This is a genomic window from Paenibacillus sp. CFBP13512, from assembly GCF_005233705.1.
In the GTDB taxonomy this organism is placed as follows: Bacteria; Bacillota; Bacilli; order Paenibacillales; family Paenibacillaceae; genus Saccharibacillus; species Saccharibacillus nuruki.
Genome location: NZ_QGAD01000002.1, coordinates 197,975 through 210,887, shown reverse-complemented (window position 1 = coordinate 210,887; position 12,913 = coordinate 197,975). Strand labels below are relative to the sequence as shown.

General features: G+C 39.5%; 10 protein-coding genes. All 10 read left to right on the top strand.

Annotation, left to right across the window (positions count from 1 at the left end; all coding sequences use genetic code 11):
* Positions 1 to 138: 138 nt before the first annotated feature.
* The 10 genes from PaeCFBP13512_RS03280 to PaeCFBP13512_RS03235 all read left to right on the top strand — a co-directional run bounded on the left by PaeCFBP13512_RS03280 (position 139) and on the right by PaeCFBP13512_RS03235 (position 12,835).
* Complete coding sequence (locus tag PaeCFBP13512_RS03280; RefSeq protein ID WP_069326658.1) at positions 139 to 945, top strand: nucleotidyltransferase domain-containing protein; 807 nt, start codon at positions 139 to 141, stop codon at positions 943 to 945.
* Between the two features lie 73 nt (positions 946 to 1,018).
* The gene (locus tag PaeCFBP13512_RS03275; RefSeq protein WP_137221124.1) at positions 1,019 to 2,452 is read left to right on the top strand and encodes an RtcB family protein; all 1,434 of its coding nucleotides are present in this window, start codon (positions 1,019 to 1,021) and stop codon (positions 2,450 to 2,452) included.
* 42 nt (positions 2,453 to 2,494) lie between these two features.
* Positions 2,495 to 3,781 carry an AAA family ATPase gene (locus tag PaeCFBP13512_RS03270; protein ID WP_069326858.1) on the top strand — a complete coding sequence of 429 codons (1,287 nt, stop codon included), beginning with the start codon at positions 2,495 to 2,497 and terminating at the stop codon, positions 3,779 to 3,781.
* Positions 3,782 to 4,320: 539 nt separating this feature from the next.
* Complete coding sequence (locus tag PaeCFBP13512_RS03265) at positions 4,321 to 5,487, top strand: pectate lyase family protein (protein WP_206665594.1); 1,167 nt, start codon at positions 4,321 to 4,323, stop codon at positions 5,485 to 5,487.
* A 310-nt stretch (positions 5,488 to 5,797) separates the two neighbouring features.
* A complete protein-coding gene (locus tag PaeCFBP13512_RS03260) occupies positions 5,798 to 6,691 on the top strand; it encodes an ABC transporter permease (protein ID WP_069326856.1) in 894 nt (297 codons plus the stop codon).
* Between the two features lie 44 nt (positions 6,692 to 6,735).
* Positions 6,736 to 7,683: a carbohydrate ABC transporter permease gene (locus PaeCFBP13512_RS03255; protein WP_241669256.1), complete on the top strand. Its 948-nt coding sequence runs from the start codon at positions 6,736 to 6,738 to the stop codon at positions 7,681 to 7,683.
* 67 nt (positions 7,684 to 7,750) lie between these two features.
* Positions 7,751 to 9,340 (top strand): extracellular solute-binding protein, encoded by a 1,590-nt coding sequence (locus PaeCFBP13512_RS03250; RefSeq protein WP_137221119.1) that lies wholly within the window; start codon positions 7,751 to 7,753, stop codon positions 9,338 to 9,340.
* 94 nt (positions 9,341 to 9,434) lie between these two features.
* Positions 9,435 to 10,406, top strand: coding sequence for a LacI family DNA-binding transcriptional regulator (locus PaeCFBP13512_RS03245; protein ID WP_069326656.1), 972 nt, complete (start codon positions 9,435 to 9,437; stop codon positions 10,404 to 10,406).
* 16 nt (positions 10,407 to 10,422) lie between these two features.
* Positions 10,423 to 11,469 carry a pectinesterase family protein gene (locus PaeCFBP13512_RS03240; protein ID WP_206665593.1) on the top strand — a complete coding sequence of 349 codons (1,047 nt, stop codon included), beginning with the start codon at positions 10,423 to 10,425 and terminating at the stop codon, positions 11,467 to 11,469.
* A 319-nt stretch (positions 11,470 to 11,788) separates the two neighbouring features.
* A complete protein-coding gene (locus tag PaeCFBP13512_RS03235; RefSeq protein WP_069326655.1) occupies positions 11,789 to 12,835 on the top strand; it encodes a BMP family lipoprotein in 1,047 nt (348 codons plus the stop codon).
* Positions 12,836 to 12,913 lie beyond the last annotated feature (78 nt).

Here is a 12,913-nt window from a genome sequence, read left to right as displayed (position 1 = left end):
TGCTTGCAGTCTCATCAAGGGATTCCATTTCACCCGTGACGACAAGAACCATTCTATTTCTGTAGCGGTCTTCATCACCAACCGCCAAATGTAAGTGAATTTTCACCCATCCCCTTCATATGAAAGGAGTGATCGATCATGTCCGTAACTCAAGCCATGACTTCTATCATTCAGACTGAATTAAAACGTATTGAACAAGAACAACAAGTTCGTATTTTATATGCTTGTGAATCCGGTAGCCGTGCATGGGGGTTCCCTTCTCAAGATAGCGATTATGATGTGCGCTTTATTTATGTGCATCCTCCAGAATGGTATTTGTCGATTTTCAACAGGCGAGACGTTATCGAATATCCAATCAGTGAGCAGTTAGATATCAACGGTTGGGACTTGCGCAAAGCACTGAATCTGTTCCGCAAATCCAATCCACCATTGATGGAATGGTTGCATTCTCCTATTCAATATGCTGAAAATGGTTCACTTGCTGAGCGAATTCGAAACGTTTCGCCGACTCATTTTTCTCCTCGGTCTTGCATGTATCATTACCTGCATATGGCAAAAGGGAACTTCCGTGGGTATTTGCAAGGGGATACCGTTAAGATCAAAAAATACTTTTATGTATTGCGTCCGATCTTAGCTTGCTTATGGATAGATCAAAAAGGAACGATGCCACCTGTAAGCTTTGATGAGTTGATTGAAGAGATGTTGCCACCGGGGCAATTACGTAGTGATATTGATCAGTTATTGACTCGCAAAAAAGCAGGCGAAGAGCTTAATCTAGAGCAACAAATTCCATCGATCCAGTATTTTTTAACCGATATGATCGATATTTTAGAACAACAGGTCGTGCACATGTCGACTTCGGAACAATTACAAGATGATCTACTGGATCAGTTGTTCCGCGAAGCATTGCAATATGCCTATCCAAACGAAGTTTCGCTTTTGTAAGCAGACTCGTTTACAATAATAAAGAAGCCCCTTTAGAACTAGAGGGGCTGACTTGAAAGAGGTTTTACCGATTATGAGTACTCCAATATCATCTTCTTATATTCATGAAGTGAAGCTTCCTGCGGGAAGTGTACATGTTTACGCCAATCCAGAATTATTTGCAGGATTGGACTATAAAGTATTTAATATGGCCAATAACAATTTACAAATCCCGGGTATTCAGTATATGGGGTATACACCTGATGTTCATGTAGGCATCGGCACCTGTATTGGCACAACCGCGGTCTGGGATGCGAGTGCTGGTTATGTATCGCCTTCGATTGTAGGAAGCGATATAGGCTGCGGGATGCGTGTGCATTTGACCAACCTGCATCGTAATGATCTACAAGACGTGAAATTGCGTCGTAAATTAGTCAAAACCATCGAAAAGTATCTGCCGATGGAATCACAACAGCGTGGACATTTTGCAGATTTGAGATTGGAACATGTGGTACGTAAAGGGTTACACGGTCTACCTAACAAATATATACCTGACAGTTATACACCGAAGAAATCCACATCACTGACGCATGTAGAAGAAAGTCGTTTTTCTTTTAATGAAGAAGTGTTAAATGGTGTGCGTGATCAGACATGGGGTAGAGCGCATCGTCAACTGGGTACACTTGGTGGTGGCAATCACTTTGCAGAGATTCAAGCGCTTGAGATTGATGAAGAACATCGCCATATTGCTGAAGCATGGGGCATGAGTGATGGACAAATCGTTGTCATGATTCATTCAGGCTCTCGTTCATGGGGAGGAAGTATCAGTCAGGAAAGCAATCAAGTAATGCTGTCGCAGATGCAACGCTTGGGACTAGGGACTGCTGATCCTAGACTGGCTTTTCTACCGTTAGCTCATCCAGAAGGTCAGTATTACGTCAATATGATGTATTCTGCGCTTAATTATGCGACAGTGAATCGTCATCTGATCGCTTACAGTATCCGTGAAGCATTCCGTGATGTATTTGGTAATGGATGTGAGATGCGTACATTGTATGATCTGATGCACAATTACGCTTGGGCAGAAGAACGGGATGAAGGAGCTGTATTTATCCATCGTAAAGGCGCCACTCGTGCACTGCCAGCTGGTCATGCTGGTAATCCGAAGCCATATCTAGCAACAGGGCATCCAGCATTGATTCCCGGCTCGATGGGAACCTCATCGTATATTATGGTGGGTCAACCCGGTGGATATGACAACTATTATTCGATCTGTCATGGAGCAGGACGAGCCCGCTCTCGCTCAGCCACCAAAAAATTAGTGACTGTCGATCAATTTGCTAGTTCACTCAAAGTAGGAACAGCCGATGAGATCGTCGTCAATCAGCGTTCACTGGAATCGATATTAGATGAATCACCACAAGCCTATAAAGATGTCGATCAAATTATTGAAAGTGTCACAGGAGCAGGACTTGCTTCTGTCGTGGCAAAATGTAAGCCGCTTGCGGCAATCAAGGGGGCCAAATGAATGGATTCACTTTTTCAGACAAGTCATACAAATGTAGAACCGATTGAAAGTGAAAACACTCCTGAAGCGATTGTAATTTATACAACCGATGAACAAAAATTACCTACCGAATATGCAGATTATGCACGGGTCATTAAAGGCATCGAAGAATCGTTAACATCGCGTTATGGAGTGACTTATAAATTATATTCAAGCAGTGATCCGAATACCGAATATTGGGAGTTGCTTGATGAAGATTTACGTCATAGCAGTACTGATGTAGAACATGTGATTCGTATTTACGATCGTTTGGAAGAACGTACTTTTGTCTATGATGGAGATCGTACAGAGCCAGATTATTGTGTACATCCATCTGTAATGAATAATGTATTTGCGTATGCGCAAGCAGGCGTAGCATTAGCACGTATGCCTGTATTTCGTCCACATGGTGTGAGTAGTGAAGATCTTGTTTTCGCCACAAGTGATGAATCATTATTGAAATTTCTAGGTGATGTCCGTGTGCGTCAACGTGAACAAAGTTTGCGCCGTGTGACAGTGTTTACAGATACACGTCATGGCATTAATCGCCAAATGGAGCCGGTGAGTCGTGCGGTTTCTCGTGATGATGTGATTATGGCTCCAGAGATCAAACAAGATATTTATCGTTCGCTAGATCGCTTTTTTGCAGAAGATCGTTCCTTTTACAAAACATATGATATTCCGTATAAACGTGGTATTTTACTATACGGGCATCCGGGTAATGGTAAAACAACCCTTGTGAAATCAATCGCTGGTAGCGTGCCGGGACCTGTAGCATACTGGCAGATTACCGAGTATACAAGCAGTGAATCGATCGAAGAAGTGTTCGATGCCGCTGTTCGGATGACACCGATGGTACTGGTGATCGAAGATATCGACTCGATGCCCAAAGACGCACGTTCGTTCTTCTTAAATACACTGGATGGAGCTACTTCCAAAGAAGGCGTATTTCTGATTGGAACAACCAATTATCCTGAAAAAATCGATCCAGGTTTGATGAATCGTGCAGGACGATTTGATCGTGCTTATGAGATTGTGCTACCTGATGAGAAATTGCGTTCTGAATTTTTCTATCGCAAACGTCTGCATGAATTTGCAGGAGAAGAGATTGTACAGGAAACAGCCAAATTAACCGAAGGATTTACCTTTGCTCAACTGGGCGAATTATATATCTCAGCAGCATTACACTGGCATGAAGATGGTCAATTGGATATGAAAGAATTGATTCAAGGGCTACGTGGAGAGCTAGATAAGAGTCGTAAAGGTGTCTGGCTTCAAAACAGTGAAGGTCGGGTCGGCTTTCATTTCTAATAGTGTTGAACAGGTAATTCCAGCATCCGTAAATATAGTGTGATCCAGAGGATTGGAAAAGTATGTAACTATACTTTTCTGATCCTTTTTTTGTGCGTTGGTGAATATGGACGATCAGACAGATAAGGATATTTGGTATTCGTTTTTCATATCCACAAGCGGGTAAAAATTTAATTTGACCTCTATAAAAACACGTTTTTAAGATTGTGGATAACTCATTTTCTTTTTGCACTTTCATCGAGTTTATTTGACCGTTTACTGAAAAATAAAGATAAGATATCATTTTCGCTATTCTTATATGTAATTATTGAATTAAATAATCTATTTCTTATTAGATCGAATATGAAAATAGAACCATAAAATACATCGTTAATCGTATATGGAATAAACATACATAGAAATATATAATTGGATACATCGCAAAAGAGTAATATGGGATCAGCGATAGAAAGGAGACGATAAGTAGCGAAATGGTATAGAACAAAGTTCAGCAGACAGGGTATAACTGCAACACTATACATCATTCAGGAGGGTATACAATGACCAAAAGAAGTAAAAAATCTTTCGCAGGTATGACGATGTCCGTACTCAGTGTCATCATGTTATCCACATTGTTATTTCCAGGATTCACAATGAGTTATACACATGCAGCATCGACTGGTGGTTATGCAACAACAACAGGATCGAACGAAGCCGCTGTTACAGTAACTACACTTGCTGAATTGAAAAATGCGTTTAACGCAGGTAAACATCATATTGTGATTAAAGGCAATATTTATGGTGGAGCCAAACCATTAACACTGACGTTTGCTACAACCAATTGGAATAATACCACGATTGAAGGCGCAAGCGGTGGTGGTGCAGTATTGCAAAATATTCAGTTGAAATTTAGTGGGGAAAATCTTCCGGCAGGAACCAATATTGAAAATGTAGTCATCAAAAATATTACGTTTTATGGGAATATCAAAGATTTACAAAATTTGAGCGGAGCAGATACACAGCCTGGCGGGATTGGTACTAACTATTTGGGCGTCTCTTTCCGTCGCACGAGTAATATTTTAGTCGATCATGTCACTATGTATAATATCAGTGATGATCTATTTGTGATCTCACAGGGTTCAGATTACGCTACCTTGTCGAACAGTCACTTTTATTTTACAGACAGCTGGTTGAATATGAATCCGAATCCGATCTGGAACTGGGTAGGAAGCAATCAAGATCTGGCTTCTGAACGTTTAGCACTGATTATCGGTTCGAACAAAAATGATTCCTATACTTACGGTGGTGGCAAATTACATGTGACTATGCATCATAACTGGTTCGGGCCGAATATGAAAGGACGCCCGTTGTTACGTGGATATGTGCATATGTATGATAACTATTTTGATAACAGTACAACACCATCGGGCAACAATGCACAAGGTTATTCACAGCAACAATACAATGCAGCACAGATCGGTAGTGGCGGCAATATTTTTTCGGAAAATAACTATTTCTACAAAACGAATAACAGTAATCAGATCGGTCTAGATAGCAACGGAGATGCTTATAAATTCTATGAACGCAATAATGTGTATAATGCAGTCACAGGCACATCAGCTACTGGAGCAGCCTTCCCGGGTGGCACTTCATTCCCGTATAGTTATTCACTAGATCCAGCAGCTAATGTACCAAATATCGTTCAAGCGAATGCAGGTCCTAAATAATAAATATGTATTTCAAAGAGAATGATTGTCAAAAAACAAAGAGTCTGCTAGAATAAACAAAAACGAATGTAAGCGTATTCATAAAGACTGAAATTACAACGTTGTAATTAAAAGGTGAAAGAGATATACAAGATAAAAGAGAGTCATTATATTTATACATGATAAATTGATAATCCTTTTATATTTTGTTCATAACTCTTATCTTTTATACTAAAATTACAACGTTGTAATTAAGTTGATTATGAGAAATTATAATGGTTGAAGTAGTGAAAGGGAGTGGTATATAGTGGGTAAAAAATCAATCTCACTGATGAAATTGATCAAGCGTGATAAGTACTTATTGATTATGTTTGCACCTGTTTTTGTGTACTATGTGATCTTTATGTATATTCCTATGCCCGGTGTACTGATTGCTTTCAAAAACTTTACACCAGGACATGGCATTTTCGGTGGAGATTGGGTAGGGCTACAGTGGTTTGCTCAATTTGTACATTCGATCTACTTCTGGCGGTTGTTACGCAATACCTTTTTACTCGCTTTTTTACCTCTACTGTTTGGATTTGGTATTCCTATTTTGTTCGCTGTATGTATCGTCGAGATCAAAAATCAAGTCTTCAAACGATTCGCACAAACGATTACGTATTTACCTCATTTTATATCCACAGTTGTCGTTGCAGGTATGTTAATTAATTTTTTATCCCCAGCTGATGGAATTGTGAATACATTGTTAGCAAGATTCGGTATGGAAAAAGTTAATTTTATGATGGAAGCGGGTTGGTTTCGAACGATTTTTACCAGTTCTGAAATCTGGCAAAGTTTTGGATTCAGTTCCATTATCTATATCGCTGCGATTATGAGTATTGATCCTGAAATGTATGATTCGGGTAAGATTGATGGCGTTAGTAAATTTCAAGAATTGTGGCATCTGACGTTACCTAGTATTAAGCCTACGATTGTTATTTTGTTGCTGTTATCTCTGGGTGGCATTATGAGTGTAGGTTTTGAAAAAGTATATTTATTGTACAACGGTGCAACGTATGAGACGGCAGATGTATTATCCACCTATGTGTATCGAATGGGAATAGAAGGACAGAATTATGGATTTGCCACAGCGGTAGGTTTGTTTAATTCAATTATTACTTTTGTACTTGTATTCACAGTGAACCGGATCACAAGACGTATGACCAATATGTCTCTCTGGTAGATTTTGATACAGGTTAGCCACCAGATAGACAAAAGGAGACGCCCATGAAAAAGTCTATGCTCGACAGTCCACATCGTCCGTATGTGAATATCAACAGCAACACCTTTACGACTAGAAAATCATTAAGTGATCGCACCTTTTACGGGTTGATTTACTTGATGACGATTGTCGCAATTATTGTGACTTTGTATCCGTTCTTGTATGTGCTGAGTATTTCATTTAGTTCGGTCGAAGCGATAGATCAACAGAAAGTGATTTTATTTCCAGTAGGGTTCACGTTATCGGGCTACAAAATGGTATTGCAGTACCAAGAGTTATGGGTGTCGTTTTATAATACGCTCTGGTATACGGTTGTAGGTACGGTGCTGAATATTTTGTTTACCTGTTTGGCGGCTTTTCCTTTATCCAGACCTCGATTCTTTTTACGCCGCAAATTGAACTTCTTTATCGCTTTTACAATGTACTTTTCCGGTGGATTGATCCCAGTCTATATGTTGATTACTTCATTAGGGCTCTACAATACACGCTGGGCAATGGTGCTACCTGTACTGGTGATCACGTTCAATGTCATGATTTGCCGATCTGCTTTTGAAGGCATACCGAATGAAATATTTGAGAGCGCTAACATTGATGGAGCGAACGATATTACGATGTTATTCAAATTAGCGATTCCGATCATTAAGCCTACACTGGCAGTATTGACGCTATATTATGCAGTCTATCACTGGAACAACTTTTTCTCGGCTCTGTTATATCTGGGCAAACAGGACTTACAACCGTTACAGATGTTTTTGCGCAGAGTATTAATTATGGCTTCACCTGAAGTGATGCAGAAAATGGGCGGATCTATGTCTACTAGTGCATTAGCAGTATCGACATTGCAAGTACGTTATGTGTCTATCGTGGTCAGTATTTTGCCTATTGTAACGATCTATCCATTTATTCAACGTTATTTTGTTAAAGGGATTACATTGGGTGCAGTCAAAGGATAAATAGATGAGCAATGTGTTATGAAGTGGAATGCACTACAGATGGATGATCATAAAGGGGGCAAGAAGGATGAAGGCTAAAAAAGTAGGCAAATTAGTACTGGTGACTGTATTAGCAGCAGGGATAGCAGGTTGTAATAGCGCAGGGAATGGAGCACAGACCAGTGCCCCAATGGAAGCAGAACCGAACTTTACATATACAGGGAAAGGACCTGTTACAGCGATAAAGGATGCAGAGTTATCGATACTTGCCACCAATGCGTGGACAACCAATGTCGATCTAGCACATGCCCAAATCGTACAAAAAATTACTGATAATGCTGGTATCAAAGCCAATTGGGATCTTATTCCGCCTCAAAACTATGCTGATGCAGTAAATCCAAGACTTGCCGCAGGTGTAGACTTGCCTGATATTATTTATATGCCTGATCAAGATCAATTGATGAAATATATCAATAGTGGTATTGTGATTCCGATTGATGAATTGTACGAAAAATATGGTGTGAATTTGAAAAAAATCTATGACCAATCACCAGATGTCAAAGCAAGTCTAACTACACCAAGTGGGAAAATGTATTATGTTCCGCAGCAGACGCTCACTAAAAACTATATGCCTGTGTTTATGGTGAATGAACGATGGCTCCAAACATTAGGGTTACAAGAACCGACTACACTGGATGAATTTACCGAGATGTTGCGCCAATTTAAAGCAAAAGATCCGAATGGAAATGGCAAAGCAGATGAAATTCCAATGTCGATGGAACCTAAGTTTTTAGAAATGGCATTTGGTCCTGTATTTGGATTAGATTTGTCGAACCAATTTTATGCGGATGATCAAGGAAAAGTGCATTTTAGTTATAATGAACCTGCTTACAAGCAATACTTAACCTACCTTAATAGTCTATACAAAGAAGGATTGTTAGGGGTCGATTATGCAAGTACAACCAGCGATCAGGTGACTTCAAGAATTTCGCAGAATGTAACAGGAGCTACGTTTAATTTTAGCTGGTATATGTCGATGGTCTATAGCCCATTATTCAAAGATTACAATCCGAAAGAGCCGATCTTCAAAGGTATTCTTCCGCTTAAAGGACCCAACGGAGATCAATTTTATGTCGGACGCACACCGGTAAGTGGTATTTTCGGTATTTCAAGAGATAGTAAAAATCCTGCGTTAGCATTTAAATTTCTAGATTATGCAGTTAGTGAAGAAGCACAAACGTATTATACCTGGGGAATCAAAGACGATACGTATACAGAAAAAGATGGCAAAAAACAATTTACAACCAAAGGACAAGACAATGACTATATTCAGAAGCTAGGCATAGGTCCTGTCAATTTACCTAATATTCAATCGGCTGAATCCGCAGATGCGTTAGTGCCTGCATGGCATTCTGAATTAGATAAAAAGTTAGAATCGTATATTCATCCTCCGTTCCCGTTTGTCTATGCTTTACCGGAAGAAGCAAGTACAGATAGTATGTCGATGCCTGATATTACGACTTATGTTGAAGAAATGAATTTCAAATTTGTTAGTGGTAGTCTAGGATTGGATCAATTCGATGATTATATCAATACGCTCAAAAGTATGAATATCGATCAAGTGATTGCTAACAAACAAGCTCAATACGATCGTTATCTAGCTGCTCAGAAAAAGTAACCCATGCTTATTGTGCGCTATCGACTTAGAAAATGGTTCCTCAACCCTATATAATAGAATAGTCATCCATCGTTTAAGAAAAAGAAGGTGTTATATGATTACGATCAAAGACATTGCGAAGCTAGCGGGCGTTAGCTATAGCACGGTGTCCAAAGCATTAAATCATGATCCACGAATCAAACCAGCTACACGTGAGAAAGTACTGGCTGTAGCTGAAAAACATCATTATCGCAAAAATATTATGGCACAACAGCTATCTTCAGGCAGAAGCAATATTATCGGATTCGTACTGGACGAACTGAACAATCCACTGTTTGCTAATATATCGGGTAATCTACATGCCGAATTGAAAAAGTTAGGATATCAGATGATTCTGGTAGTCGCCGATGAAGGCATGGACGTTTTAGATCATTTACGAGTAGATGGATGTATTTTTTGGGATTATGAAATGACTGATCGAGCCGCATTCTGGCAACGATTTGCTAATATTCAGATTCCTTGTTTTGTACTAGGAACAGATGATTCGCCTAATTCTCCATATATCAAAATTGATCGTAAAGAAGGCATTTACAAAGCAGTAGAGCATCTCAAAAACAACGGTCATACACAGATTGGATTTATCGGCAATTCTCAACCGATCAAGCTAGAGGGATATCGTGAAGCTCTACAGCGTACAGGATTGGAATGGAATGAAGATTATATTTTACCTGCATATTCTTCATGGGAAGATGGTTATTTTGCTATCCGCAATTATGAATGGACTGCACATGCACCGACTGCTTTTATCGGATTGAATAATATGGTGACACGTGGAGCTTTACGAGCTTTATTGGAAGCAGGGTACAAAGTGCCTTCCGATATTTCGTTAATCGGTTATGATGATCTGCCGGATATGCAATATGCAGAAGTGGCTTTGACTACGATTGGACCGCCATTAGATGAACTCGCTATTCAAGCTGCTGAATTGATTGTTGCTTTGATTCGGGGAGAACAGGTGCAATATCCTGTAGTAATCCAACCGCAATTATATCATCGTCAATCGGTTGCTTTATACCAAGCCACTTAAGTGAGGAGGGTACACTGTGCAGTATATTCCAGCTTCATTATTGGAAATAACAGTATCGTTAGATGGAAGTGGTGATTATACTAGCATCCAGAGTGCTATTGATGCGATACCACCTGATCGAGAATATCCGACGACTATTTATATTCAAGCAGGCATCTATAATGAGAAACTTCATATTGAAAAGCCTTATGTTCGATTGATTGGGGATTCTGATCAACCTACTGTTATTACGTATAATGATTATGCACGCAAAACTTTTCCTGATGGATCGTTGTATCACACCTTTTATTCGTATACCGTATTTGTAGGTAGTGATGATTTTAGTGCAGAACATGTAACTTTTATCAATACTGCTGGTGCAGGGGAGCAAGTAGGGCAAGCATTAGCGGTGTATGTGGATAGTGATCGAGCTGTTTTTCGTCATTGTCGATTTATTGGACAGCAAGATACGTTGTTCACCGGGCCGTTACCGCCTCAACCGATAGATCGTGGTACCTTTGGAGGACCTCGTGAAGGAGCGCCTCGCCGTAAGCAACGTCAATATTATAAGCACTGTTATATAGAAGGAAATGTCGATTTTATTTTTGGATCAGCAACAGCTGTGTTTGAGCAGTGTGAGATTTTTGCTAGAAAGCGAGCGCTTCTGTCTCAAGTCTCTGCTAATCCAGAAGCTACAGAGCAGTCATCTATTCATGGATGGTTAACAGCGGCTTCTACGCCGGAAGATGTAAAGTATGGATATGTATTTATCGATTGTCAGTTAACAAGCGATGCACCAGCACATAGCTTTTATTTGGGAAGACCGTGGCGCAATTATGCCAAAGTAGCATTTGTACGATGTGATATAGGTGGGCATATTCATCCTGAAGGTTGGCATAACTGGAATAAGACTGAAGCCGAATCTTCTGTCATCTATAAAGAATATGGTAATCAAGGTGCAGGAGCTTCTAGAGAGCAAAGAGTATCTTGGAGTTCGCTATTAGATCGAACCGAAGTAGAAGAATATACAGTAGCATGTATTTTAGCAGGAAAAGATAGCTGGCTACCCGAAGCAGGATCATGAGTCTGTGTAAACAGTAATCGTTTAAAAACATACGAAAAATTATTTTATAGATACGTAAAGTCTTGAACATCATTGTTCAGGGCTTTTTTTATATTTGATTTTAAGTCAAAAATCAGTGAAAACCCTTGTGTAACAGTCTTAACCATATTAAAGTAATATAAAAGTTTGAGAACGGATTTGGCGGAATAAGAGATTAGTTTGTTATAAAATGATTGTTTATTCCGCATATTACCTAAAAAAGGTTTGACAAAAGGCGACAAATTTCTTAGGATTAGTGAAAACATACGTTAAATTTGGATGGAATGGGGAATAAAAAAGAATGAAGAAGCGTTTAATGTTCGTAATTACTATGGTTATGGTGTTCGCATTATTAGCAGCATGTAGTTCTGGTGGGTCTAATTCCGAACAATCAGCGTCCAACGGTAGCAGTGCTGAAGGCACAGGTAAAAAGATGAAAATTGCTCTTGTTCTTCCTGAAGAAATAGGGGTTAACCAGTTTTTTGTTCAAATGGATGAAGGTTTCCAAAAAGCAGGAAAAGAGTTTGGTGTAGAGACTAAAACCATCCAATCTTCTGACCCTACTGCTTTTGAACAAAATATGCGTGCAACTGTAGCAGAAGATTATGATCTGATCATTACAGCGACTTTCCAAGCAGAAGATGTGTTGAAACAAGTAGCTGAAGAAAATCCTGACAAATCATTTGCTATCATTGATACAAGTGTAGATCTTCCTAACGTACGTAGCGTAGGATTCCGTGAATATGAAGCTTCTTATCTATTAGGAGCAGCAGCAGGACTAGCAACAAAAACAAATGTAGTAGGTATGGTAGCAGCGCAAGATGTTCCATTGCTTAAAAAATATAGTGAAGGTTTCAAAGAAGGATTGGCTTCTGTAAATCCGAAAGCCAAATTCTTAATCGGTTATGTAGGTAGCTTTAACGATCCAGCCAAAGCCAAAGAATTAGCATTAGTACAATACGGTCAAGGCGCTGACTTTGTAGCTGGCGCATCAGCAACAAGTGATTTAGGTGTATTTGAAGCCGCAAAAGAGAAAAACTTATACACATCCGGTCAAGATACTGACCGTACGGTTGAAGATCCAGACCATGTGGTATTGTCTCAATTAAAAGGAACAGATGCAGTCGCTTACGAAACCGTAAAAGATTTCGTCGATGGTAACTTTAAATTTGGTTCTACTGCTTATGGATTGAAAGAAAAAGGTGTAGGTCTTACTTTTGTCACAACAGACAGTACATCGAAGCTGAGTCCTTTTATCGGTGAAGATGTGATCACTAAAGTTAAAAAAATCAGTGATGATATTATCGCAGGTAAGATCGTTGTTAAAGATCCGTTAGCACAAAAATAGTAGATATGATAAGCACGGCAAGTTGATCTAACCGGCTGCTATACCGAGCAGCCGGTTTTGTTGTTATCTGAGGTACTT